Annotated in this window: 23 protein-coding genes; 9 read left to right on the top strand and 14 right to left on the bottom strand. The window is 59.6% G+C overall.

Features of this window, described 5'->3' with window-relative positions; genetic code table 11:
* The first annotated feature begins 8 nt into the window (after nucleotides 1–8).
* The 4 genes from V8J84_RS04005 to V8J84_RS03990 all read left to right on the top strand — a co-directional run bounded on the left by V8J84_RS04005 (nucleotide 9) and on the right by V8J84_RS03990 (nucleotide 4,089).
* The gene (locus tag V8J84_RS04005; RefSeq protein WP_339928336.1) at nucleotides 9–1,097 is read left to right on the top strand and encodes a Zn-dependent alcohol dehydrogenase; all 1,089 of its coding nucleotides are present in this window, start codon (nucleotides 9–11) and stop codon (nucleotides 1,095–1,097) included.
* A 46-nt stretch (nucleotides 1,098–1,143) separates the two neighbouring features.
* Nucleotides 1,144–2,376 (top strand): mandelate racemase/muconate lactonizing enzyme family protein, encoded by a 1,233-nt coding sequence (locus V8J84_RS04000; RefSeq protein WP_339928334.1) that lies wholly within the window; start codon nucleotides 1,144–1,146, stop codon nucleotides 2,374–2,376.
* 82 nt (nucleotides 2,377–2,458) lie between these two features.
* Nucleotides 2,459–3,148 carry a lysophospholipid acyltransferase family protein gene (locus V8J84_RS03995; RefSeq protein ID WP_339928332.1) on the top strand — a complete coding sequence of 230 codons (690 nt, stop codon included), beginning with the start codon at nucleotides 2,459–2,461 and terminating at the stop codon, nucleotides 3,146–3,148.
* Nucleotides 3,145–4,089 (top strand): phosphatidate cytidylyltransferase, encoded by a 945-nt coding sequence (locus V8J84_RS03990; protein WP_339928330.1) that lies wholly within the window; start codon nucleotides 3,145–3,147, stop codon nucleotides 4,087–4,089. The genes V8J84_RS03995 and V8J84_RS03990 overlap by 4 nt, the downstream gene beginning before the upstream one ends.
* Before the next feature lie 64 nt (nucleotides 4,090–4,153).
* On the opposite strand, the gene V8J84_RS03985 is transcribed toward V8J84_RS03990, so the two are convergent.
* The 3 genes from V8J84_RS03985 to V8J84_RS03975 all read right to left on the bottom strand — a co-directional run bounded on the left by V8J84_RS03985 (nucleotide 4,154) and on the right by V8J84_RS03975 (nucleotide 5,589).
* A complete protein-coding gene (locus V8J84_RS03985) occupies nucleotides 4,154–4,690 on the bottom strand; it encodes a CAP domain-containing protein (RefSeq protein ID WP_339928328.1) in 537 nt (178 codons plus the stop codon).
* A gap of 151 nt (nucleotides 4,691–4,841) precedes the next feature.
* Nucleotides 4,842–5,417 (bottom strand): CAP domain-containing protein, encoded by a 576-nt coding sequence (locus tag V8J84_RS03980; RefSeq protein ID WP_339928326.1) that lies wholly within the window; start codon nucleotides 5,415–5,417, stop codon nucleotides 4,842–4,844.
* Nucleotides 5,418–5,436: 19 nt separating this feature from the next.
* Nucleotides 5,437–5,589: a hypothetical protein gene (locus V8J84_RS03975; RefSeq protein ID WP_339928324.1), complete on the bottom strand. Its 153-nt coding sequence runs from the start codon at nucleotides 5,587–5,589 to the stop codon at nucleotides 5,437–5,439.
* A 37-nt stretch (nucleotides 5,590–5,626) separates the two neighbouring features.
* Here V8J84_RS03975 and V8J84_RS03970 point away from each other — a divergent pair, with 37 nt between their 5' ends.
* Nucleotides 5,627–6,745 carry a permease gene (locus V8J84_RS03970; protein ID WP_339928322.1) on the top strand — a complete coding sequence of 373 codons (1,119 nt, stop codon included), beginning with the start codon at nucleotides 5,627–5,629 and terminating at the stop codon, nucleotides 6,743–6,745.
* Here the strand turns inward: V8J84_RS03970 and V8J84_RS03965 are convergent.
* On the bottom strand, nucleotides 6,742–7,479 hold the full coding sequence (locus V8J84_RS03965; RefSeq protein ID WP_339928320.1) for a DUF4336 domain-containing protein: 738 nt from the start codon (nucleotides 7,477–7,479) through the stop codon (nucleotides 6,742–6,744). The two genes, V8J84_RS03970 and V8J84_RS03965, sit on opposite strands and share 4 nt — an antisense overlap.
* Nucleotides 7,480–7,547: 68 nt before the next feature.
* Between V8J84_RS03965 and V8J84_RS03960 the strand changes: the two genes are divergently transcribed.
* The 4 genes from V8J84_RS03960 to V8J84_RS03945 all read left to right on the top strand — a co-directional run bounded on the left by V8J84_RS03960 (nucleotide 7,548) and on the right by V8J84_RS03945 (nucleotide 13,924).
* Nucleotides 7,548–8,351: a LytTR family DNA-binding domain-containing protein gene (locus V8J84_RS03960; protein WP_339928318.1), complete on the top strand. Its 804-nt coding sequence runs from the start codon at nucleotides 7,548–7,550 to the stop codon at nucleotides 8,349–8,351.
* Nucleotides 8,352–8,461: 110 nt separating this feature from the next.
* Nucleotides 8,462–13,012 carry an Ig-like domain-containing protein gene (locus V8J84_RS03955; RefSeq protein WP_339928316.1) on the top strand — a complete coding sequence of 1,517 codons (4,551 nt, stop codon included), beginning with the start codon at nucleotides 8,462–8,464 and terminating at the stop codon, nucleotides 13,010–13,012.
* Nucleotides 13,013–13,161: 149 nt separating this feature from the next.
* Complete coding sequence (locus V8J84_RS03950) at nucleotides 13,162–13,614, top strand: hypothetical protein (protein ID WP_339928314.1); 453 nt, start codon at nucleotides 13,162–13,164, stop codon at nucleotides 13,612–13,614.
* Between the two features lie 46 nt (nucleotides 13,615–13,660).
* The gene (locus V8J84_RS03945; protein ID WP_339928312.1) at nucleotides 13,661–13,924 is read left to right on the top strand and encodes a pentapeptide repeat-containing protein; all 264 of its coding nucleotides are present in this window, start codon (nucleotides 13,661–13,663) and stop codon (nucleotides 13,922–13,924) included.
* Between the two features lie 90 nt (nucleotides 13,925–14,014).
* On the opposite strand, the gene V8J84_RS03940 is transcribed toward V8J84_RS03945, so the two are convergent.
* The 10 genes from V8J84_RS03940 to V8J84_RS03895 form a co-directional block, all read right to left on the bottom strand.
* Nucleotides 14,015–14,356: a hypothetical protein gene (locus V8J84_RS03940; protein WP_339928311.1), complete on the bottom strand. Its 342-nt coding sequence runs from the start codon at nucleotides 14,354–14,356 to the stop codon at nucleotides 14,015–14,017.
* 13 nt (nucleotides 14,357–14,369) lie between these two features.
* Complete coding sequence (locus V8J84_RS03935) at nucleotides 14,370–15,080, bottom strand: NlpC/P60 family protein (protein ID WP_339928310.1); 711 nt, start codon at nucleotides 15,078–15,080, stop codon at nucleotides 14,370–14,372.
* Nucleotides 15,081–15,141: 61 nt separating this feature from the next.
* Nucleotides 15,142–15,447, bottom strand: a complete 306-nt coding sequence (locus V8J84_RS03930) for a hypothetical protein (protein WP_339928308.1) — start codon at nucleotides 15,445–15,447, stop codon at nucleotides 15,142–15,144.
* Complete coding sequence (locus V8J84_RS03925) at nucleotides 15,434–15,922, bottom strand: hypothetical protein (protein ID WP_339928306.1); 489 nt, start codon at nucleotides 15,920–15,922, stop codon at nucleotides 15,434–15,436. The genes V8J84_RS03930 and V8J84_RS03925 overlap by 14 nt, the downstream gene beginning before the upstream one ends.
* A gap of 56 nt (nucleotides 15,923–15,978) precedes the next feature.
* On the bottom strand, nucleotides 15,979–18,546 hold the full coding sequence (locus tag V8J84_RS03920; protein ID WP_339928305.1) for a tail fiber domain-containing protein: 2,568 nt from the start codon (nucleotides 18,544–18,546) through the stop codon (nucleotides 15,979–15,981).
* A 78-nt stretch (nucleotides 18,547–18,624) separates the two neighbouring features.
* Nucleotides 18,625–22,173 (bottom strand): hypothetical protein, encoded by a 3,549-nt coding sequence (locus V8J84_RS03915; protein WP_339928304.1) that lies wholly within the window; start codon nucleotides 22,171–22,173, stop codon nucleotides 18,625–18,627.
* Nucleotides 22,174–22,581, bottom strand: coding sequence for a DUF6950 family protein (locus V8J84_RS03910; protein ID WP_339928303.1), 408 nt, complete (start codon nucleotides 22,579–22,581; stop codon nucleotides 22,174–22,176). It abuts the gene before it with no gap.
* Nucleotides 22,581–23,171 carry a hypothetical protein gene (locus V8J84_RS03905; protein WP_339928302.1) on the bottom strand — a complete coding sequence of 197 codons (591 nt, stop codon included), beginning with the start codon at nucleotides 23,169–23,171 and terminating at the stop codon, nucleotides 22,581–22,583. The genes V8J84_RS03910 and V8J84_RS03905 overlap by 1 nt, the downstream gene beginning before the upstream one ends.
* On the bottom strand, nucleotides 23,168–23,824 hold the full coding sequence (locus V8J84_RS03900; RefSeq protein WP_339928301.1) for a hypothetical protein: 657 nt from the start codon (nucleotides 23,822–23,824) through the stop codon (nucleotides 23,168–23,170). The genes V8J84_RS03905 and V8J84_RS03900 overlap by 4 nt, the downstream gene beginning before the upstream one ends.
* Nucleotides 23,824–25,848, bottom strand: a complete 2,025-nt coding sequence (locus V8J84_RS03895) for a phage tail tape measure protein (protein WP_339928300.1) — start codon at nucleotides 25,846–25,848, stop codon at nucleotides 23,824–23,826. The genes V8J84_RS03900 and V8J84_RS03895 overlap by 1 nt, the downstream gene beginning before the upstream one ends.
* Nucleotide 25,849: the final 1 nt, after the last annotated feature.

The following is a 25,849-nucleotide window of genomic DNA, read 5'->3' as shown; positions in this document are numbered from 1 at the left end:
ACTGCACCATGCCCACAATCAAAGCTGCCGTTTGCCACAATTTTGGCGATCCCCTTGTTATCGAAGACGTGGACCTGCGTGCCCCGATTGCGGGCGAGGTTGCGGTCAAGCTGAAGGCCTGCGCGATCTGCCATTCCGACATATCTTATGCAGACGGGGCGTGGGGCGGGTCGTTGCCTGCGGTCTATGGTCACGAGGCTGCTGGTCATGTGACGGCTGTCGGTGACGGCGTGCAGGGTCTGGCTGTGGGTGACGCAGTGGTCGTCACCCTGATCCGCGCCTGCGGGTCGTGCCCGTCTTGTGCATCTGGCAAACCTACGATTTGCGAAACCGGCTATGACGGCGACCATGGCCCGCTAAAGACCGCAGACGGCGGCAAGCTGCATCAGGCGATGGCCTCTGGTGCATTTGCAGAGGCTGTGGTGGTCGACCAAAGCCAGATCGTGAAGCTCCCCTCCGATATGCCACTTGATGCAGCGTCCCTGCTGGCCTGCGGCGTGATCACTGGCGTCGGGGCTGTGGTGAATGCTGCCAATCTGCGGGCGGGGCAAGACTGCGTTGTCATTGGCGCGGGCGGTGTCGGACTGAACGCCATTCAAGGCGCGCGGATTGCGGGCGCACGCCGCATCATCGCGGTGGATATGAGCGAAGAAAAACTCGCCATCGCCAAAGAGTTCGGAGCGACGGACGGCGTGCTGGCCACAGATGACGCCCCGTGGCGTGCCGCGAAAAAGGCGATGGGGCGCGGTGCGGATGCCGTCTTCGTGACCGTCGGCGCGATACCCGCGTTTGATACGGCCCCCAAATACCTCGCCTATGGCGGTAAGGTTGTGATGGTCGGCATGCCTGCATCCGGCAAGCTTTCACAATACGAACCTGCGATGGTTGCCGCTGTCGGACAAGCGCTGGTCGGCTCCAAGATGGGCGATACGGTCATCAAGCGTGATATCCCGTGGATGGTCGATCTTTATCAACAAGGCCGCCTGAAACTGGACGAGCTGATCTCTGGGCGTTGGTCGCTGGATCAGATCAACGAGGCCATCGCCGACACCAAGACCGGTGCAGCGCGGCGCAACGTGATCATGTTCGACGACTGACCCGATCTCGCTTTTTCCAAAATACTCAAAAAGGTCCCTACAGACTATGAAACTGCAAGACCTCGACATCATCGTCACCGCACCCCCTTCCCCCGGTTGGGGCGGGCGCTATTGGATTTTGGTTAAGGTCACGACTGATACTGGCATCACGGGCTGGGGTGAGTGTTACGCCTCCTCTGTTGGCCCTGACGCGATGACCCATGTGATCCGCGACGTCTTTGCGCGACATATGGAGGGCAATAACCCAGAGGACATCGAACTGATGTTCCGCCGCGCTTATTCGGCGGGGTTCACGCAGCGGCCTGATCTGACAGTCATGGGCGCTTGGTCCGGGCTTGAGATTGCCTGTTGGGATATTCTGGGCAAGGATCGTGACCGCCCCGTGCACGCGCTGATTGGCGGGCGCACGAATGACCGTATCCGCGCCTATACCTACCTTTATCCGCAAGAGGGCCATAGCCTGCCCGCGTTCTGGGCCAGCCCCGACATGGCGGCGGAGTCCGCTGCTGCGATGGTGGAAAAGGGCTATACGGCGGTGAAATTCGATCCTGCTGGCCCCTACACCGTGCGAGGCGGGCATATGCCGTCGATGCATGACATCTCCATGTCAGTCGCATTCTGCAAAGCGATCCGAGAGGCGGTAAGCGACCGTGCCGATCTGCTTTTTGGCACGCACGGGCAGTTCAGCACGGCAGGTGCGATCCGGCTGGGACAGGCCATAGCACCCTACAGCCCGCTTTGGTACGAAGAGCCGATCCCGCCCGACAATCCGCACGAAATGGCAAAGGTCGCAAGCGCCGTGTCGATCCCCGTTGCGACGGGTGAGCGACTGACCACCAAGGCCGAGTTTGCGCAGGTCTTGCGGGGCGGGGCGGCGACCATCCTGCAACCAGCCTTGGGACGGTGCGGCGGCATTTGGGAGGCCAAGAAAATCGCCACTCTGGCCGAAGCCTACAACGCGCAGATGGCCCCGCATCTTTACGCAGGACCAATTGAATGGGCCGCGAACGTGCAACTGGCCGCCGCGATCCCCAATATCCTCATGGCTGAAACGATTGAGACCCCTTTCCATTGTGACCTGATCAAGAACGGCCTGACGGTTGAGGACGGCTATATTCCTGTGCCAACCGCTGCCGGTCTTGGCATCGAGGTGGACGAAGAACTGGCCCGCGCGCATCCCTACACCGATGACGGTCTGCACCTGCAAATGCAGGACGGTCCGATCAGCTATCACGAGGTGAACAATTTTGCAGGTGGTGCGCCGGTGAAAGCGGAATAGTCCGTCACGCAGGCAGTTGATCGATGGGCGAAAACGAAACATCCCACTTCCCAAACGTCACCCTGTCATGCAAGCTGTAGCGATGAAAAAACTCCGCGCTTTTGCTGCCGTGATTGTCGGCAACGCCATCCGGCTTTTTGCCCGCTTTATCACCGCTGTGCGGGCCGACTGGCAGGGGATCGAACCCGTGCCGCGTCAGCGCGTCTACTATGCTAATCACACGTCAAACGGGGATATGCCGATGATCTGGTCGGTCCTGCCCTTGGCACTGCGGCGGCAGGTCCGGCCTGTGGCGGCGGCGGATTACTGGCTGAAGAACCCGATCCGCGCCTTTGTCGGGCCAGAGGTTTTCAACTGCGTGCTGATCGACCGGCGGCCAGAGGTGAATGATAAGCCGATGGACAAGATACTTGCGGCCCTGGACGAAGGATCATCGCTGATCATCTTTCCCGAAGGCAACCGCAACATGACCGAAGATCCGCTGCTGCCGTTCAAGGCGGGGCTTTATAACATGGGCCTAGCCCGCCCCGATGTGGATCTTGTACCCACTTGGGTCGCCAACCTGAATACCATCATGCCCAAGGGTGAAGTGATCCCTCTGCCGCTGATTTGCACCGTCACGTTTGGCGCGCCTGTCCACGTGCAAGAGGGCGAGGACAAGGATGCGTTTCTGGCCCGCGCGGCCAAGGCGCTAGCCGACCTGCGCCCCGCAGAACCCGGATTGGGCGATGCGCCCGTGGCCGAGACCAAGACCGCCGAGGCGCAGCAATGAACAGCACGACGTCTGACATTATCCTGCTGACGCTGGGCGGCGTGGGTATTCTTGTGGCGCTGACGCTTTTTGGTGAGCTGATCCGCAACCGTCAGGCGCCAGGCACGCAAAATCCGGTGCTGGAAACCTATATGACCCGTGTCGAAAGCTGGTGGGGTATGGTGATCCTGATCAGTCTGGCGCTGATCTCGGGCAGGCTGGGCGTGGTGATCCTGTTCATGTTCGCAAGCTTTGCCGCCTTGCGCGAATTTCTGACATTGACCGCCAAAGCACGCGCCGATCACCTGTCGCTGGCGCTGGCGTTCTTTGCGGTGCTGCCGCTGCAGTACCTGTTCGTCTGGTGCGAATGGGAGGGGCTTTATACGACGTTCATCCCGATCTACGCCTTCTTGCTGCTGCCCATCGTGTCGGCGATGCGCGGCAATTCCACACGCTTTCTGATCCGCGTGGCAGAAACGCAATGGGGGCTGATGATCACCGTCTTTTGTGTCAGCCACGTGCCCGCGCTGATGACGCTGGATTTCGAAGGCTATGGCGACAGGTCGGTCCTGCTGATCGCGTTCCTGATTATGGTCGTGCAGTTGGGCGATCTGCTGGAATACTTCTTCGGTCGCCGGATCGGCAAAACAAAGGTCGCGCCCGATCTGTCACCCAAAACGTGGGAAGGCATTGCCTGCGGCGTCGGCTGCGCCACGGTCATCGGCGGATTTCTGGCGTGGATCACGCCCTTTGGCATTCTCGGTGCGATGGCGATGGCGGGGCTGGCATCCATCGTGGGGATGTTCGGCAATCTGGTCTTTGCCGCCATCAAGCGTGATCGCGGGGTCAAGGACTGGTCACACCTGATCCCCGGTCAGGGCGGCTTTGTGGATCAGCTGGACAGCGTGGTTTTCGCCGCGCCGATCTTTTATCATCTGACTAAGTTTTTCTGGATGGCCTGATCGCAAAAAGCCCCGGACGCTTGGCATCCGGGGCTTTGGAAAAATCAAATCTGTCTGGCGCGACCTAGTCGGATTTCTCGCGGCCCATGATCAAGACCCAGCGGGTCCGTGACCCCTGCCCTGCAACACCAAGACCAAAGTCCTCGAACGAATCTGCGCGCAAGACGCGGTCGTGATCGCGCGAATTGATCCACGCATCCAGTGCTTCGCTTTCGGTTTGCTGGCGTCCGGCGATGTTCTCACCGTAGGCGTTCGGATCGTATCCGGTTGCCCTGATCCGGTCCAAAGCGGTGCTGCCGTTGCGGCCTGTGTGGCTGAAATAGTTATTCTCGGCCATATCCTCGGCGTGGGCCTGTGCGGCTTGGTCAAGGCGGCTGTCGTGGGCCACGGCATCAACGCCGACGCTGTCACGGTAGCTATTCATCAAACGACCAAAGCTTTCGTCATTTGGGGTAATGGTCGGCGCTGGCGCGTTGCTGGCTGAATCGCCATTGGGCAACAGCGCGCTTTGCACACCGGGGATACCCAGTGATGCGCCACCACATGCCGACAGCGCCATCAATGATCCGGCCAGCATCGCGACCTTTGTCTTTTTCAACATACGACATTCCTTCGTAAACCTCGGGGCGGCAGTTGCATGCCGGACTGGAAACGGTGCTAGGGAAAAATGGTGGCCAAATGACGACCCATGCCGGGCCGCCACGTGGCAATTCAGTTCGATTTGCGGCAATTTCGGCAAATTTCAGGGCTGGCTATTCGGCGCCCATCAACAAGACCCAGCGCGTTCTGTCCCCGCGTCCGGCAAAGCCAAAGCCGAAATCTTCGAACGGTGCACCGTTGAGGATCTCATTGTGCGATGGCGAATTGATCCATGCGTCAAGTGCGGCCTCTTGGGTGGGGATATTTCCGGCGATTGCTTCGCCATATGCGCGGGGATCATAACCCGCGTCTGTAATGCGTTGCAGGACCGTGCTTCCGTTTTGGCCAGTGTGGCTGAAATAGACGTTGCGGCTCATGTCGTCGGCATGGGCCTGTGCTGCGGCATCAAGACGGCTATCAATGCTGACCCCGTCCAAGCCGTTGCCCGCACGCACACCGTTCAACAGGCGCGCAAAGCTTGCGTCGCTGTCGTTGGCAACTTGCGGCGTTTCGATTTGCACAGCCGGCGCTGTCACCTGTGCCGTGCTGTCCTCAAGCAAGGCACTGCTGTCAGGCACAATAGCGAGATCAACAGCCGTATTCACGGGCATCGGACCGCTGTCACTGCCACCTGATGATGAACAGGCGGCAAGCATCGCAAGGGCAGGCAAACTCAGGATGGGTTTCATGGGACACTCCTTCTGGCCCTCAAACATAGGAATGGATGCCGAACTGCCAAATCGGCGTGGCCGAAACCTGCCAGCTTGTGCGCAAAAGCCCGCCAACGCGCCGCCGTAACGTGGCGTGACGGCGCGGAATTGCGCCAGTCCCAAGACGGGTGTATTCTAAGCGCAGAAACATGACGCCCGATACGATGGCCGCGTCACAGGACAGATCAATGGCAGATCAACAGATTTCGACGGACACTCCGGCAAGCTGCTGCGGCGCAAAGGCGACCCCTGCGGTCACGCCGTCATGCTGCGCACCCCCTGCTGCCGCTGACGCGCCGGTCTGGAAACGCTACGACCTGATGTTGTGGGGGTCGGGCGTTATTATTGTGCTGTCCTATTGCCTTGCTTTTGTCCTGCCGCACGATGCGCCGCTTGGTCTTGGTGTCTTTACCCATGCCGTGCGCGAGATGATGAACCTGATGTGGTGGGGTATCCTGATTGGCATGGTCGCGGTTGGGCTGATCGACAGGGTGCCGCGCCAGTTCGTGATCGGCATCATCGGCCGCGATCAGGCGTTCAGCAGCCTTGTGCGGGCGGTGCTGGGCGGTGTCCTTCTTGATCTGTGTAATCACGGCGTTCTGATGGTCGGCGCAAAGCTGTATGAACGTGGAGCGAGCCTTGGTCAGGTCTTTGCCTTTCTGATCGCATCGCCGTGGAATTCATTGTCGCTGACCATCATCATCGGTGTGCTGATGGGCTGGGGCTGGATGTTTGTGTTTCTGGTCGCATCGCTTGTGATCGCGCTGATCACCGGCATGATCGTTGAGGCGCTTGAACGGGCGGGGCGGGTCAAACCCAATCCCAACCGGATCGACCTGCCCGCAGACTTCAATGTTGTGGCCGAGGCAAAAGCCGGGCTACGCGCCACAACGTTTGACGCAGCCTTTGTGCGCGACGTTGCCCAGCGCTCTGTCAGCGCCAGCAAGATGGTCCTGCGCTGGCTTTTCTTTGGCGTGGTGCTGGCCGCGCTGATCCAGACCACCATCCCGACCGAGGTATTTGCCACATGGTTTGGCGCGACGTTGCTTGGTTTGCTGACCACGCTCATCGCTGCCACGATCATCGAGGTGTGTTCCGAAGGCTCCGTGCCGATTGCGGCAGACCTGATGACCCGCGCAGCCGCACCGGGGAACGCGTTTACGTTCCTGATGGCTGGAGCCGCGACGGATTACACCGAAATTCTAGTCCTGCGCGAGGTGACAGGCAGGCTCAAGGCCGCGCTATTGCTGCCGCTTTTGACCGTGCCGCAGGTTGTCGTGATCGGCTGGGCGCTTAATTCGGTCTAGGTTGCGCGGTCCTTCACGAGCCATCCAAACGCGCGCTGCAGCATCTGCTGACCGCCAGACGTCACGGGCGCGCCATGGGCCATGATCACCTTTTCAGCGGGCCATGCCAGTATCTGTGCAACAGCAGCGCGTGCTGCTTGCTTATCCGTTGTTGCCAGCCGGAACTTTCGGGGCACTGACGGGACGCTGGCTGTCATCAGGTCCAGCCGCGCCACAATCGCCCGCCATCCGCTGAACATGTCACGCGGCATGTGCTGGATCAGGTCAGTGACCAAAACGGCGGCGGATGGTTTGTGAAAAAATACGACTTCTGTCGTGATCTTGTTGCCGTGCACAACTCTCTGGTCGATCACATCCGCCCACGCAGCATCGGCCCTGTCTGACAGCACATAGTGAATTGGCGTGCCTGCGGTATCATCTGTCAGTCGCGGCGCAGCATGCACGACAGCACACGGATAGGCGCGTGCCCAGTTCGCCAGAAATGTATAGTGCAAGTGGTTGGGCGCAATAAGATGGGCGACTGACCCAAGCGCGTCGATCTGTGTCTGCAAATCAGGTGTCAGCGCAACCGGTGACCACACCCAAAGCCCGCCTGTGTCGGGCAGCCGGACCACCACCATGCGTGTGGGAAAGCAAAAGCCGGCAGCCCCGCGCACCTTTGGACCGTCAGATACCCAGATGTCTGGGCCAAATGGCACCAATCCACTTTGCTGCACTGTTGTTGTTTCCGTCATGCGGTCAGGTTAACTGCGGCGCGCGTGTTTGTCTTGATCGCAGCGCAGGACGACGACAGTATAAATGCATGCAGGCGTCTCTGAACATCGTCGTTCGCAAAGTGCTTTTCCTGCCAGTGATCCTTGCGCTTGCTGTGGGGATCACAGTGTTCACATCGCTTTTTGCACCCGGCGGGCGGTTGGCTGAATACAGCATTGGTGTGCGGCTGGCAGTCAATGGCTTCAACCTGCTGCTATACTACGCGGCAAGCTATTGGTTTCTGGGATCGTTCCTCGCGTGGGGCTTACAGCGCTATGTGCCGTGGATTGCGATCCAGTTTGCGTTCTACCTGCCGCTTGCTGTGATCACCGGTCTGATCGATTCCTACATCGCACGCGGGGGCTTTGTGATGTCCGACGCGGTTTGGAGCATGGTCACATCCGCCGCCATGGTGACCATCGCGATCCTATTGGCGGTGCTGATCCTGCGCCCACGGCTTGAGGCGGTTTTGCGCACCTTGGGTCGCCCGGGCAATCTGTTCTGGCCGCATCGCCCCCCGCCCCGCACGCTTGTCGACGACCTGCCAGCAGAGGTGCGCGGGCCGGTGCGAAAGGTGCAAAGCGCCAACCAGTATGTCGATGTCACGACCGACAACGGTGCCGCCACGCTGCGCATGCCGCTCAAAGATGCGATCGACGCACTGCCGCAAGAAGACGGCATGCGCATCAGCAGATCGGTCTGGCTCGCGTTTAATCACATCGCCAGCGTGGAGCAATCAGGGGGTCGTCTGACCATCACCGACGGGTCCGGCGAGCTGTTCAACGTGGGCGGCACTTATGCAGATAACGTGCTGGAACGGCTGGAAAAGCGCGGCGTGTGGTCACCACCGTAAGCGCCCTGTTCGCACCAAAATTGGCATATTTCGCACCAACGGACTCGACTCCGCTTTTGCCGCCTTGCCATCCTTGAGCGATATTTCAGTGCATATTTTCAGAGGTTTCCATGGACGGCCCGGCGACATTCGACGACTCGATCACGCAATACGAACGCGGTGCCGCGCTGACCGATACAGTCATCACCGACATCACGATTGCCACCAACATCACCGCTAGCGTGAATACGATTGCCGCCAGCATCGCCGTTCTGGGCAACCAGTCGGACCGGTTTGTGTCGAACCTTGGCAAGGTGGATCAGGGGCTATTTCTGGTGTCCAAACTCCCTGTCGTGGGCGGTCTGGTCAGCGGCACGCGCGCAGCCCTGAAACTGACGATCAGCCCTTTCGACCGGATCGATGATGCTTTGGGCGCGGCAGGCAGCAAGGCGGGCGCTGTCAGTGCGGCGCTGGATTATGTGACCGTCGGCCTTGTGGCCGGCAACGCAGGCGCACGGACCGCGCAGTTTATCCTTGATCAACAGGCCGAGACAGCGCGGTCCGTCCGCTTTGACCAAGAGAATATCGAAGAGCGGATCGCACGCGGCAACGCGCACGATGATCTTAAGGCGACCAATGACGCGCTTGAGGACTATATCAACGACACCCAGCCCGCGCGGGATGCGCTTGCTGTTCTCGATTTCACCGCGTGGGATCTGGTCAACGGTGATTTCAAGAACTTCACCGATTTTCTGGATGCCCGCGAAGCAGACCTTGGCCGCCTGAGCGACGCGATTGAGGAGTTGTTTGACGCGCTTGAACCCGTCGAATGGGCGCTGGATGCCGCGCAGGCGGTGCAAGAGGAAGTCATCGATCCAGTCGTAAACGCCGTTCTTGATGCCACCGGACTTGGCGATCTGATCAATGATCTGAGTCAACGCCTGACGGATGAGATCGCGTTTCTGGACGGATTTAGCGACGCGCTGTCACGGATCACGCTTGATCTGGAAAGCTACGATGTTGCAGGGCTTGTCGGGAATTTTTGGGACCAGCTTGCGCCAGCGTTTGATATCGGTGGACCGATCGACTTGCTTGGAAACCTGCCCGTGCAGACGTTTGAGGCCGAGAACGGCGATCTGCTGATTATCGGCACCAAGCTGGACGACACCTTGATCGGTGGCAACGGCGATGACGATCTTGTTGGTCTGGGTGGTGACGACAGCATTAACGGGGGCGGTGGAACAGACCGCGCGCATTATCTGTCGGATATCACGCAGACCCGCATTACCCAAAACCCCAATGGCACCATCACCGTGTCATCACAGGTCGCGGGCGATGCGGATGAAGGCACCGACACGCTGTCGTCGATTGAACTGCTGCGCTTTGACACACTCGGACTAGGGGATGTGGACACGCAGTTTGTCAGCGATTTTCTGTATGTGGCCGCCGGTGCGCCTGATCTTGCGGGTGACGGGTCCGACAACTGGCTGTTCGGTGATGCCGCAAGCAATGATCTGGCCGGAGGTGCCGGCGATGACCGACTTTTTGGTGCCGCTGGTGATGACATTCTGAATGGCGGCGCGGGTGCGGACACCGTGTTTGGTGGCAGTGGGGACGACACCATCACCATCGATGTCAGCGAAGGGCTGGATATCGTCTTTGGCGGTGACGGCACAGACCGCGTTGTGTTTGTCGGATCGTCAGGCGTGACCATCGACTTTGCAACGGGCGCCGTGGCGTCTGGCACAGATAGCGCAGGGCTCGGGCCCGCCACGCCCTTTGACAGTGTCGAGATCGTGTCAGGCACTGCCAGCAAAGACCTGTTCCTGATGGCCGACGGCGCCCAGACCATTGCCACAGGTGGCGGAGCTGATGACGTGCTCTACGCGGGCGCGGGCGATACCGTCACGGCCACCGGCGGGACAAGCCGCGCTGACATGGCGACCGTTTCATTTCGCGGGGGCGGCTATGACGGCGTGCGCCTGCTGCACCAAAGCGACGGTGATGGCACGCAGGCAATCCATGTTGAAAACACTGCCCAAAGCAACGGTATCCTGTCTGATGATCCACTGCTATTCGACGTGTCGATCTTTGAAGGCACCGACCGCGCTGATGTCTTCTACGGGCTTGGGGTTGCTGGCAATGTCGACACCGATGACGCCATTCCATTCACCTATGATATGCAGACCGTGACGGGCAGCGTGATGTTGGGCGGCGGCGGCACGGATGTATTTTTTGCCTCAGAACAGGACAACTATTTTAATGGCGGCGCACAGTGGGACTTGGTGAATTTCGCGCTGGACTACGAAACAGCATCTGATCTGAGCCGGACCACCACGCAAGCTGTCAAAGTCGATCTCGAGACGGGAGTAGCCACCACCCTTGCTGGCACCAACACCGTCACCACGCACCTGCGCAATATCGAAGGGATCGTAGGATCACGGGTTACCGATGAAATTTTCGGAAACGATGATGCGAATTACCTGTCCGGCGGCAGCGACGGGCATGACACAATCGATGGTCGCGGCGGGGACGACTATATCGATGCAACCCGCCTGACCACGCCACAGCTTTTTGGTGGTGACGGCAACGATGTCTTTGCCCTGACGGCGACAGAAGACGCGACTGTTGCAGGCGGGGATGGCACTGACACCCTTGAACTATCGCCCGGACAGGCGTTTCGCCTTGATGCCTATTTCGACACGCGGGTCGACGTTTTTGGTCAGGATGCGCTGATTGATCCGTCCCTGCCCACGTTCCAATGGGACGGCTGGCAAGTTGATCTGGGTGATGGCACAGCCACCAGCTTTTTCGGCGTGCAAAATTCCAAGACGGTATCACCCAACATCTACGACCATTCCCTGTCATCAATCGAAAATGTCTTCGGGTCACATCTGGACGACGCCATCACAGGATCGCGCGATAACAACGTGCTGACAGGACGCGGCGGTAACGACACGCTGTCTGGCGCGCAAGGCCACGACCGGATCGAGGGCGGCGCTGGCAATGATTTGATCTTTGGCGGTGAAGGCGATGATCTGTTGGTCGGAGGGCAAGGCTCTGACCAACTGGACGGGGGCGCGGGCGATGATACGTTTCTCCCCACCGGCGGCGAGAACGTGGCCGCAGCCAGTGATGAGGACACCTTTACCGGTGGTGACGGCCAAGACACATTTGTTCTGGAGATTGTCCCACCGCCTGATCCGACCGATAGCGAAGCAATTCCCGCGCTGAACGCTGTTCCGGTTGTTACCGACTTTGACGTGACGCAGGACCGCGTGTCATTTATCGGGTCCGACGTTGATCCCGATGCTATTCGGTTGGTGCTGTCTGGTGACGGCACAGACACAGCGCTGGATGTGGTCGTCAACGGCCAGACGGCGTTGCGGCTGGCGGGCCTCACCCAGACAGACGCTGACGATGTGGCGTTCATCTTTGACATTGATGTGCAGGACGACACGGTTGCGCTCACGCTTGGTCAGGACACCCCGATATCCGATCTACTGGCAAACGATATGGCCTCTGGCGATGCCTCATCGCTGAGCATTACGGCGATCAACGGCACGCCGGTAACGCTCGGTGTCGCGGCGAGTATTGGTCTGGCATCGGGTGCGGTGCTTGAAATTGACGCCGCAGGTGCGCTGCGCCTGAATGACAATGATGCGTATGACGGCATCGCGACCGACCAGATTAAAGAAACATTCCAATACGAGGCGACCGACGATCATGGCTATTTCGCGACAGCAAATGTGACGCTCCAGATCGACGCGCCGCTGCCTGAGGCGGCAGATGACAGCGCCGAAGTGGCCGAGGATACAAGTATCATCCTGTCGCCCCTGACAAATGACAGCGGCCTAGACCTGCGCCTGACGGAGGCGTCTGCGGATCAGGGCACGGTGACGATTTTGGACGATGCGCGGCTGCGTTATGAGCCTGACCCCGATTTCAACGGCGACGTCAGGATCACCTACGCGGTGACAGACGCACGCGGACTGACCGACGAAGGGTTGATCGACCTCACCGTGACGCCTGTCGATGACGATACTGACAGCGGTGGAGATAAAGGTAACGGCGGCGGTCAGATCGGTGATGGTGGTGACGGAGACGACAATGATTCCGGCGACGACCAAAGTGACGACAAACCTGATACCGGTGTCGACACCAAAGATAATACGGACCCACCTATCAATCCGGCTCCTAATACCGATCCTGACCCCGATCCGGCCACGCCTGTGGACCCTGCCAATATCATATCGTTTAGCGGATCCGGCAGCATGACGTCTGATCAAACCGCGTTCATTGATGTTTTTGGCGGGTTCGGCGCGCCCTTCGGCGGGTTCGTAAAACTGCTTGGGGTCGAGGGATCCGTGGGACAGGCCACGGTGAACGACGACGATGAAATCTCCTTTACGCCGCCCGATGACTTTGTGGGCACCGCAAACATCACGTATCGCTATACCAACGGTACTGAAACTTTCAGCGACACGCTGTCCGTCGCTGTGTCGGCGCCTGAGCCAGACCCTACTCCTGCGGACGATATGCCCGCCGACATGCCGATGGTCCCGCTTGATGAGACGCCAGAGGATCAACAACCGTCCGCGCCTGATGCCGATGACAGCGGGCTTTCATTTCTAGAGTTCGTCGGGATCATCCTGCTGGGCGCGCTCGCGACGATGCTATAGTAGGTGATTGCTGCAAAGAGAATTGATCAGGGCTACAGCACGTCTTGCACCGTGGCGATCCCGGGAGAACATCAATTTTTGCTTCAAATTAAGCAGATACGCGGTAAACACCCACAACCGCAAGGCCATAAAAAACAATGGCTTGCAGCATGGCCGGTAAACCGACAGCCGCCATTATTGCAATCATCTGCGCAAGTCTGGCGACAGAAGCTGGCGCGCAGGATCGCGTGTCGCTCTTAGTCGGATCAGACCATATCGGCGCGGGCGATCTGCCTTACAATGAAATCAATCCCGGCGTTTTCGTCACATGGCAGGATTTGACTGTCGGCGCGTTTGAAAACAGCTACAGCAACCCCAGCCTATACGCCGGCACGGAATGGACCCTTGCAAAGCATGACAGCCTGACGATCGCCGCGTTTGCGGGCGCATCCCTCTATGTGACTTATGATCGGGATGGCGACTGGTCAGGCGGCAGGATCATGCCAACGGGCGGACTGCGCGCAACCTATGGCAACGCTTTCATTCAGGTCAGTCCTGGTGACATGCGCAATTTTGATGCGTTGGTGTCGTTCGGCCTGACTTTTGGTAGCGACAGCTTTTAACACGAAACAGGTGCAATGACGCGCCACAGCAAAGGAAAACAAACGGATGTTGAAAATTGACCAAAAAGTGCAGGAAACGATTGTCAATGTGCTGAACGCCGACACTGACAACTTCAATAAGCTGTCTGAAATTGCGGGCCTGGACCCGACCACAGACTTCCTTCACGCTGACCTATCTGGGACTGACTTCACTGGCGCGGACTTGACTGGCTACAACTTCACGGGCGCAGACCTTCGCGGGTGCATCGGCCTGCCATCGCCGGATGATGCGGAAAAAATTGGTCTAATTCTGACGGACGCCGACCTGTAACCCCCGAAACGCAAAAAAGCCCGCCCCGGCGTGAACCAGGGCGGGCCGATGCGACACATAGCGACATCGATCTGATCGAACAGTTGCCGGTCAGGGCAGCCGGCCAGCTGCATCCCGCGCCCGCGCAACAGAAGCGCGCGCAATCGTCTCAATCGCGCTTTGCGATGGTCGCACGCGGGCGACGGCGTCTGGCATCTGCGCCTTCAGGTATTCCGTCGACAGACGTGTGATTTCGCGCAAATCGGTCTTGCCATCCGCCATAGCTGAAAGCGCCACATGCGCGATCGCGCCTTTGATGCGATCGATGTGCACCTGCTCGATCTGGATACCAGTGCGTTGTGTGAACTTTGCGGCTGCGATCGTGCCGGCAATGCCAAGCAGCGACAAAGCAATCTGCATGATGCCTGAAATGATTTCGGGATCGGTAAACATGATAGTGCCTCCTTCAGGCTTCGTTTTGGGAAAGTGATCCGGTGGTGACAACGCGCAGCGTTTGATCGCCGCGCCAGCCTTCAGGGCCACGACAGCCCAGCAGACGCGATCGGGCGATCCGCGTCACGTTCACGCTGTCGGATTGATTGCCACCCAGGATGTGCAGCGCCGTGGCGTCACCACCGACGACAAAGCCAACGTGACCGTTCCAGCTGCGCGTCGGGTGCGTGCGCCAGAACACGGCAATCGCGCCCACGCTGACCGGTACATCAGCCCCGAATTTCAGCCACTCGCGCGCGCCCAGCCGGTTAAAATTCTGCGGCTCATCCGGCGCGCCGGCCGCCATGCAATGGGCCACGAACAATCCGCACCAGGGCACGTCATCGCCGGGATACCATTGGTCAAGCCCATCGGCCCAGTCCATGATCACCGGGTTGTTTGCGGCACCCGGTCGCTCGCGCGTGTTGATCAGGCGCTTGGCCTCGACCAGCCATGCAGGATCCGAACCGCTGGCAGCTGGCGCTGGTGCCATCTTGGCGTCGGCCGACATAATGGCGGCAAGCGTCAGATCCCCGATGTAAGGCCGCGCACGCAGCCCGTGCGCTACCTTGAACTGCACAACAGCAGACCGCGTCCCTGGCCCCTCTTTCCCGTCGACGTTCAGATGATAATATCGCAACGCCTTCAGCCGGCGCTGGATGGCCGCAATCAAATCTTGTGACATTGATGTTTGCATAGGCATATCCCCCGCCAAGGCGGGCCTTTCGTGCTGGAATTATTTGATGTCAGTGCCGTGCGTCGATGCGCTCGGACACGCGGATCAGCTCGCGATCCATCTGCTTTTGAACCTGCTGGATGTTATCGACCTTTTGAACCACGGCAGCCAGCTGGTCACGATCCACGTCTGACCATTTGCAGGTCATCGGCGTCACGGCATCGGCCACCACCTGTCCGGTGCTGCGATTGCCGTTGCGTCGGTTCCAGTAGATCGACCAGCCGATCAGCGCGGCCGCAAGGATCAGCACAAGGCCAAAAATCCCGATGATGTCGATTAATCTGCCAAGCTCGGCAATAATGTTAGGCCAGTCCACGAATGCGCCCCCAGATCAGCTCCAAAGCATGTGCGAAGCGATTGAGGTTGGCGACAAAAAGGCCGGCATAGGCGACGGTCAGAAACCCATAGGAATAAACGCCGGTGCTGCTAGGCTGCTGCTGCGCGATCGACACCACCAGGTTCATCAGAAACGCGACCGCAAAAACGCACGACACACCGCGCACAATCGGCGTCCACGCCGCGCCACGTCCGTTGATCTTGATGGCAAGCCCATAAACGGCACCCACCAGCAACCCGCCGCCACCAATGACGCGCCATGCAGGCCCAAACCGCGCCGCGCTTTGCGTCAGCTCATCAAAGGCATGGGCAGACAGCGCGGCATCCGGCCCCCACAATAGCACCCAAAGCCCAAAACACGCGATGAAAGCCGCCGCGAAATACTCGATAACAGATAGCGGCACGACGCGGGCGGCATAGCGTGGTTGACGGTTCGATAGAGTAGGCTTTGTCATGTGGCCCCCGAATGACAGCTGAAGGTGAAGGTGAAAAAAGGTTGGTGCGGCCGCGATCAAAGACCGCCAGCGCCTGCAGGTTCATCCGCCAGGGCCGCGATCAGCAGCGGGATCAGGCTGGGATAGTCGATTTGCCAGTTTTCAGTGTCCGACCCAACATGCACCGCGCGCGGATAGACCTTGTGCAGCTCTTGCGCAAAAGCGCCGATATCCGCCTTGCCAGCTCGACCCGTCTTTTCGTTCCATGTGAAATTGTGAACCTTGATCTGTCGCAGGATCGCCAAAGCCTCATCGCGTGATAGCAGGCCGTTATCATCCTTCAGTCGCGCATCAGAAGTGGTGTTGAACGATGCTGATGTGCCGTTCGTTGTAATACTGCCCACATTGGTAGTGCCGCTTTGCAAAGCCAGGATAAAGCCGCTGTTTGTATTTCGCCGCAGCAGCAGCACGGTGCCGCCATTGCGCGCGATCGCGGTCATGCGCCCGTCCTGGTAGCTGAACCCCTCAAGGCTGGTGTCGGTGACCGTCGACAAGTCATCGCGGGCAGACCCCAGATACAGGCTGTCACTGATAACCTGCGTGCGGCCAGAATAGTTGAACAGCGGCGTTTCCTCGCCCGCACTATTGATCGACACCGGATAACCCGACTGGCGCAAACCCTGCACAGATGACTGATCGACATCGATGCCGGTGGTGAAGTGAAACGCGGGCGCATTTGCATTCAGATCAATGCTGTCCACAACTTCGGGCGCGATGACCTCGACATTGTTCAGCGCAAGGAACTTGACGTTGGACGCGGTATAGACGCCCGCACCACGCCCGCCAGTGATCACGCCGTTCTGCACGACGATATTGCTGGTGTCAGGATCCTGCAGGAATAGGCCGTTCAAAATCCGCGACGTAAAGCCAGCGGTTTCAAACCGATCCAGCGTCACGCCGCGCGCCCCGTTTTCGATCGCAAACGGCTTGTCATTGGCGCAGCGCCCATCGTCCTGCAGGTAAAGGCTGGTCAGGTGCACGTTGGCATAGGACAGGACGCGCACATATTGATCCTTGCAGTTGCGGATAAACGCACCATCGATCTGGACGTGTGACGCCGTGGGCGACTGCGGCTGCCCCGATCCGCCATGCGCCGTGTGATGCAGATCGATGCCGACCCCGCAATAATCGACCACTGCGCCGCGCAGGAACACATGGTTTGCAGCTGGCGATGTCGAATGGCCTTTGATCTCGATACCGTTGCCGGGGATGCAGTTGGATGCGTGAACGTCTGACAGCCAGATATAGCGGCTGCTGTCGTCAATCTCGAACGCGTTGGAATTCAGCGGCACCAGCGTGCCGTTGGCGGAATGCGAATAGACGCCGGAAAACCAGATGAATTCGCTGCCATGCGTCGTGACATTGTCGTCACCGCCACCCCAGAACGTGCTGTTTGCCACCGTGATGTGGCTGCTGGCACCGTCAGGATAGCCCGCCTTCGTGGTCGCTGGCACCGCGTTGTAGTAAAGCCCTGCAGCCACATCCAGAACGTGCTTGCAGGCGTGCTTGCCAGCCACGTCATTGATCAGGACACGGGCAGAATTCGCGATGCCGAACACGCAGCCTACAGTGTTTGATGCCACGCTATAGTCCGTTTCGCAGACGCTGATCGTGCCCGCGCCGTGCGACACCTTGCTCTCCAGCGTGTTGACCATCACCACGTCGATCACATCCACGCCAGCCGTCTTTTGCAGCACCACACCATCGGGCAGATCATCCGACCACGCGACAAGGGCCGTCGATGCAGCCGTGACACCCGCGCACGGCACCGAATAGGCCACCTCTTGCCCCGCAGCCAACACGCCCGCCGTAAATTGCACCGACCCCGACCGCACCGCAAAACGCTGCACGTTGCCGTCACCGGTCAGACCCTGCACAATCACGTCCTGCACGCCGCGAATATCAAACACATTCTGTGCGGCATCCGCCGACACCAGCTTGATCACTGTGTGGCGCGGGCCGTCGCCAAAGATTTTCGCACCAGATGGCACGCTGATCTGCGCATCGATCAGGTATTCACCCCGTGGCAGGTAGATAGCTTTGCCACGCGCTGTTAGCGCCGTCAGGGCCGCTTGAATAGCCTGCGCACGCCCTGCTGGCGTTTGGGCCACGGACAGGCTGACACCCTGCGACATGAGGCTGACAGCGCCCTGTAGATCGGCATGGGTCAGACCACCGATCGACAACTCGCCGGTGAACGCAGGATTGTGCGTGGGCTGCGCGCCAACTTGGGTCGCCGTGACCGCGTTGGGATTGTCGGTGCGGCGGCTGAAATCGGCATACCCTTCAAAGGTGGATTTCATGCCCGACACCGCGTCCAGCAGCGCCGCCTGACGCGGCTGCACGCTTGTCTGGCGGATGTAATAGGGCCGATCCGTGATGGCAGCGCCGCCATAGGCACGCGCCAGCGTCAATTCCGTTGATCCGTTGCGGCTGGCAATCAGAAACTGCACCGGCACATCGCCTGGATCGGTATAGACAACAATTTCATCACCAGCGCGGACGATATCGTCAGAATTCCAGCCTGTGCCTGTGCCGGTGACCGTGTCGCCGCTAATTGTGATGGTGCCGGTGTCGTAGGCCATTGTCAGACTTTCTATGATGCAGCACGTCAGTCCCCGCAAACGCAGGGCCATCGGTGATGGTGGTGGATGTTTTTTAGGTCAGCGGTTGATTTGCTCGACAAACAGAACACAGCCCTGAATTTCCCAAGCCAGCTCCCTGCCTGGATCATTCAGAATGTTGGAAATACTGGCCTTCAGTCGCAGACCGACCCACTGGTCAGGGTCATGTGTCAAAGACACATCGTCATCGACGACAATCGTAAATGTAAATGGCGCGCCAGGGTTATCGATGTTGGCATAGTGAACGCGGTTCACCAGCGCGTACCACGTGGAACCCACCTTGTATTCCACATCAAACACCATGAAATAATACGCGCCGGCCGCACCATCAGACCCGATAATGTATGGCCTACAAAAGCCTGTCGCGTTGACCTTGATAGGGTTTCTGACCTCGCCACCCTGGATAATCCAGTCTAGGAAACGGCCCGCAGAAAATGACGCTTCACCCGTGACAATCTCACTGGTTGGGCCACTTGTTTCCCTAATATTCTCACTTCCGTCAGGCTGTTTTTCAGTGACCGCCCCAGACACCGCGCCTTGCACGATCATCTCGCGCCGGACGGTCAGACTGTCCGCCTCGATGTCGCCGCTTTCGGTGATCCGCCAGCCACTGACACCGGTTGCGTAGTTGGTGGACTGCAAAACACCTCCGAACATAGACAGGCCGCCCAAAAACCGGAAACGATCCGCATTCACGGTGAATTGCGAGCTGTTGCCGCCAATGGGATTATTGGCAGCGACCAGTTCTACCTCGCCAGACGCGCCGCCCGCGCGGGCGCGCCAGATGAAACCGGACTGCACACCCTCGACACCCGCGACCGCAAACGCCGTTTCCAGCGCCATCGCACCGATGCTGCCATAGGTGGCACTGATTTCCTGATCAACCGCAGCCACAGCGCCATCGCCATCGACCTTGACTGTCTGCAGGCTGGTGATGTCACCCTCTGCATCATCCACGCGGCCTGTCAGCGCGTTTATCGTGCTTGCCTGCGCACTGTCAGCATTCGCCCGCGTCTGCGCCTCTTGACTGACAGCAGCGCTGGTGGCGGCAAGGCCAGTCGCCGGATCATTGACGACAGACGCCAGCGCCTGTCGCGCCAGCGCTTCGGCCGCATCACCCGCCGCCCGCGCACCCGCTTCTTGCGTGACCGATGCCGCGATCGCCGTCAGGCCGGTGACAGGGTCCGCGATCGCCACCGCCAGCTGCTGTCGCGCTTCGGCTTCGGCCTCATCGGCAGCGACACGGGCAACCCGCTCGATATCGATCGCCGCAAACGATCCCGGCAGGCCGGTGTCAGGATCGGCAATCGCAGCTGCGATCTGATTGCGTTGGCGCGCTTCGGCGCTGTCCGCCTTCACAAGCACTTCCTGCACTGCGGCGATCTGCGCCTGCGTGTCCTGCAGCGATGCGCGCAGGTTATCCGCCACAGCGATCAGCGCCTCGCGATCGGCGCGGCGGTCCTCGATTTCACGGGCCAAGCCGTCACGGTCAATTTCGGCCAGATCGAAATCGGTCACCAGCGCTTCGGTCTGCGCGATGATATCTTCCAGCGACTGCCGCCCCTGCGCTGCGACCTCGCTGGTCACATCACCGACCTGATCCAGCGTGCGCTGCACCGATGCATCAAAATCGGTCTGCGTGAAGCCTACGGCAGGCGTAGTGAAGGCCACGCGCGCCGTCCACTCGGTCGGGCGATCCGCGATCAAACGGCCTTCGGCCTCATAATCGGTTGCGGGAAAATTGGCGGCGCGGGCGATGTGCTGGCGGGCCGCAGTGTCTGAAATCGTACCCTGCTCGACTAGCTCACCAGTGGCCGCGACATAGATGCGATACTGAATGCCCGTGATATCCGGCTCAAGCTCGGACCACGACAGGATACCGCACGGGCGGCGCGGTGCGCCTTGGCTATCCGCCACGAACCCGCCGATCGCATCCCACCCCGGCACAGCCTCTGGCGCATAGACAATCGGCACCGTCGATGGCGCAGTCACTGGCACTTCGGCGCTTTCAACCAGCGACATATCTGTCGGGTCAATCTCGCGCAGGGCAAAAGTCACCGATAGGGTTTCAGGATCGATCGCGACCTCGGCCACGTCAAAGTCCTTGCCGGCGTATCCGTTGTAATCACTGGCCCAGTCGATGGCCTCTAGCGGATTGACCGCCAGATAGGCGGGCGGCACGGTGATGGTGTGACGCACCAGGCGCTGCGCGTCGGTCAGATAACCCTGCATCAGATCCTGCGCCTGCGTTTCGTTCGTCACGCCAGACAAATTCAGGTTGGCCGCTTTGTAACGGCCGTGGCGGGCCTCGGCGCCGGCATCGCGAAACGGCACCGCCTCTCGCGGTTCAAAGTTGTCGGCCAGCGATGGATAGGATGCAGTCACCGCATTGATCATGCTGTCGAGGCTGGGAAACGGATCATAGCCCTGCGACCGCGTCACATAGATATCGCGATCAGTGATGAACCGTGACGGCAACTGCGGCAGGCCCACGCGGGTCAGCACCGTGCCACCGACATCAACAGTCGCGCCGCCACAGACCAGATCGCACATTTCGATCAATTCCGCGGGTTCTGTGCCACCTTGATCGGTTGACGCCAGATTGATCTCGAAACCCATCTGGAAACGATGAATGCGAAATTCGTTTGGATTATCGCCGACATTGTAGTCGCGATAGTATTCCTCGCCCGTGAATGGATCCAGAAACAGCGAACTGCGCGGCTGATAGCAGGCCACGATCGCGGGGATCCAGTTGGCGGCCGGCAGATCTTCGGCATCCGCGCGACCGCCGTAGCGATACCCGCCTTTGACGGTGATGCCGCGATGCACATTGTACTGGATCACCTTCGGGTTCGATGACGGCTGCCACGTTGTGCGATCATCCCATCGCTGCGGACCGATACCGCCAGCGGTGCTGTCCATGCTGATATCGTACAGCGGAATTCCCGCGTCGATGATAAAGCGCAGATCGGTTTCCTGCGATTTAAACACCTCGCGGTCAAAGACCTGCGACACGATCACATAGGCGGTGTCGCGGAAAATATGGGTGGATAGCCAGGGGAATTCGTCATTGTTGCCGTACTTATCCAGCATCATCGGATCGGCAGCGGTCTGCGTGCCGTCATAATACTTGAAATAGATGCGGCCGGCGTACTGCCCACCAGCTGGCGTGACACCATAGTCTGGATCCACATCACCGTTCGTCAGCGACACGCGGGTGCCGTCCACAATCACAGTCCGCAAATCCTGCATGGCCAGCGGCATATCCGACAGGCTGTAAACACCCGTGCGCATCGATCCCGGACCGGATTTGCCGTCACGGCGATGCGAATACAGGATGCCTTCGCGGTGCCCGTTTGTTGCGTACCGACCGACGATAAAGGTCTGGCCGATAGTTTCGCCGCGCGTTGTGGTCTGGGTCTGGATGCCGGGTGGTTTTGCGTTGGTATTGGCGGGCGCTTGCAACGCCTGCGCAAGGGCGCTGAAGCCCAGACCGACACCGACCTGAACCAACCCGACGCCGATGGTGCCAAGCGCGGCCGCACCGCCAAGTGCATTGACGATCGCGCCCGAAACAATACCAGCCATTTAGGAACCCACCTTGAATGCACGAACGATGACGGGATTTGACAACGGTCCGACGCCCTGCTGCCGATCAACCCCCATAATGAATGCACCTTGCGCCACGCCCATGCACAGACCATCAGGCCCGTCCAGGACAACCAGATCACCAGCCTGTGCCGCCAGTGGTGCAATTTCCGGCAGATGCGCAAACGGCCCGACAAGGCTGTCGTGGCCCTTTGCACGGCACTTGCGTATCCCGCCCGCCGCCGTGCGATATCCGCGATAGCCTCGCGCCAGATCGACACCGGTCATCGCTTCAATACACCCCGCCGCAAACATCGCGCCATCCAGCTTGCCAAATTGAAACGGCACACCCGCCTGCGCCTTGATGTAAGCCTTCAGGCGCGCCTGCCAGTCTGGGAAGCGCTGCATCAGTAAACACCCCACGGCATATCCTGCGCGCGCGTCAACGTCGCATCGCGCCGCGCAGTATCCCCCGACAGGGCGGACTGCGCGGCGTTGGATTTGTACAGGTTCGGCGTGTAGGTCAGATCGCGAAAATGCGACACAAGCGACAGTGCGGCTGTGACGCGGCCATTGTTGGCCGGCACATCCTCTGGCGCTGCATTCACATATCCTTTGAATTCGCGCCGATACCCGATCAGGTTGCCCGACAGCGGATTTAGCAGCACCAGATAAAGATCAGCGCGCTGGCCAGCCAGATCAAAGGCGCGGGTCAGACGATAAACCTCTGGCGTCATCCCGTTCAGCGAAATCGACTGTGACTGCACGACGATACCTGTCGGCCGCTTGATGGCGTCCGGCTTGAAATAGTGTTGTGCGCCCGCAAACAGGCGCGTGTGGCCGTTGATCGTGATTTCCTGATGGTCGTCGCCAGACCAGATGCCAAACGGCTCGCTCGCGCCGGTCTGCTTGTTCACCGCATCACACCACAACGCCCAGCGGGCATCGTGCCCCTCGCGCTTGGCAAGGTGCGTTTCGATCGCAGACGGTAAAGTCATCGCAGCGTTTGCTCCCAGGACAAAGACACGCCAGTGCGGATCAAATTGCCGATCGTGCCGCGCTCTGCGCCACCCTGTGTGATGACCGCCTTTAATTCGGGCCGCACCAACTTGACCGCTACACCTGACGCCGCACCCGCGCGCACAGGTGATGTCAGCTCAATGTTCGACATCGCACCCGCACCCGATGCTACACGCGGCGACCAGACCCGATGAAATGCATAACGCACCGGATTAGCCCCGTACTGAAACGACAACATATCCCCTCGACGCAGCTGGTAGCCCGATGGCAGGCCCGATAATGCGATTTCGCGATTATCGCTGCTGATTGCCGAAATAGTCGGGACCGACGCTGACAGAATTGCGCCATCGGGATCGCTGGACGGCCCATCACGTTCAGTTGGCGCAACTAGAAACGACGCACCCGGCTGCGTCAACAAATCAAGCGCCGCATCAATTTCCTGCGCGTCTGCATGATACGCAGCGACCAGAGAAAACGACCCACGCCACAAACGGGCGCGACCTGTCGATGGCACCTGATCACCACCAGCTGTGCTGTCCAATGCACGCACGTCGCCAAGATAAAACTTGGCGTCATAGACATGCAGCACACCGGCAAAATCCGCCAAAGTCATTGGGAACGCCTGCGGCATTAGCGGAACCTCTTGTCAGTTGTGATTTGCTGCTGCCGTTCCGGCATCTTCTGATCGTAAGCCTTAAGCGCACCGACAATCTGGTCAGCTACGCCAACCTGCGCGTGCTGAGCATTGATGTGATAGTGGCGTGTTTCACTCACAGCGCCACCCGCCATCATGTCCTTAGACATCTGGTGCGGGATGACCTGACTGCCGTTCGGCAGGTTTACGATCTCGCCGCCCCGCTCATTTATCCGCGCCCAACCGCCAGGCGCGTAGTTTGTGCCGTTTGCAAAGCCAGGCAAAGCTGGCAGCGCAGACGCCAGCAGCCCAGACAGGCCCGCCTGACCTTCGGTCTGGCTGCCACCCATCCAGAACGTGTTGAATGCAGCATTGCTGGCCATGCGGGCAAAATCGGACGCCAGATCAGACAGGACACCACGCAACCCTTTACCCTGTGCGATCAGACCATCAAACACGCCACTGAAAGACGACTTCAAATCAGACAAACGGCTGTCGGTCTGGACAGCAGCATCGCCGACAGCCGAAATACCGGCCGCAGCATCGCCCGCCGCGCCGCCACCCCCCGATCCGGCACCGCCACCAGCGCCACCCGTATCCTCGAACGCATCGTTCACTGCATCGACTGATGCTGTCAGATTATCGGTCTCTGACGCAGTTTCAGCCGTGGCCGCACGCAACGCAGCCAAGCTCGTCAACGGCGCGGACGCCTGCGCCGCCAAGCTGGACAACGCAGCACTACGTGACGCGACCACACCATCGGCTGCAATAGCTGCGCGGTTTAGATCCTGAACAAACACGGCAGACGCACCGCTTAGATCGGTTCCGAAAAGTCCGTTCAGACCTTCGGCAACTGACCACGTAAATTCGACGAACTTTGACGCCATCGTGCCAATGGCCGTCACAAAGAAAGACTGCATCTTTGCCGACCCGACACTGATCGCCGCTGGAATTATCATAAAGCCGGTCTTGATCCGGTCCCATACCTCGATTGCCACATCTTTCAACAAAGCAAGCGAAGCCCCAAATCCCCCAACTTTTTTGATCCCGCGGTCAAGAGCCAAGACAAGCTCGCCCGCAAGTACAATCAGCGCGCCGATACCAGTTCGAATCAAAGCGGCGCGCAAAACACGCAATGAGGTGGCGAATGTAAGGGTGCGGGCAGCAGCAACTGTAACCGCTGCAACATATCGAACACCGATAACTGTCGCCGCAACACCCGCGTAAACAGCCAGCCGGTCAAGATTTCCCGCGATCAGATTGATTGCTGTATTCACAGGCCCGCCGATCTGGGCGATATCGCCAAGCCACCCCGCCATCCGCTCAAGCGCCGGCGCAACAGCCACCGCAATCTGATTGCCAAGCCCCGTCCCGATCAGCGATAGGCGCGACATCGCATCGTTTGTCCGCTCGATCTGCGCGGCATCCACATCGGACACGGCAACACCAAACCGTTCGACATCAGCTACCGCCTGCGACAGCACTGTGCTGTCGAGGCGCGCCATTGCGATCGATCCTTCCTCGCCAAACAACTGCCCGGCGACAGCGGCGCGCGCGGCCGCCGGCACAAATTCATCGATGCGCCCGTTAATGGTGGCGATCCGCTGATCCAACGGCATCGCCATCAGTTCCTCGGCTGTCAGGTTCAACCGCTGCAGCGCTGTGACGGCAGGCCCCGTCCCGTCAGCGGCCTGTGACAGACGGCGGGTCAGGTCCTTTGTCGCCTGCGCGATGCCGGACATGCCGACACCCGCCAGATCGCCCGCGCGCTCCATGATCTGCATCGATGCGGTTGTCGTGCCCAGATCCCGCGCCAGCTTGGACAGGTTGTCAATCTGCGACAGGCTCTGCCGCCCTAGCACGGCAAGCCCGCCAGCGGCCGCCGCACCAGCCGCTGCACCGACGATTGCCAGCCTGCGGCCAAAGCCAGCCAGCAAGCGCTCGTTAGACTTCAGACCATTCCGAAGGTCACGATCCTTTAGCCCCAGGCTGACCCACAGCTTCCCGATGTTTCCGATCATG

This window comes from Yoonia sp. 208BN28-4, from assembly GCF_037543925.1.
Taxonomy (GTDB): domain Bacteria; phylum Pseudomonadota; class Alphaproteobacteria; order Rhodobacterales; family Rhodobacteraceae; genus Yoonia.
The sequence above is the reverse complement of the archived record's forward strand: the minus strand, read 5'-3'. Positions and strand labels throughout refer to the sequence as shown.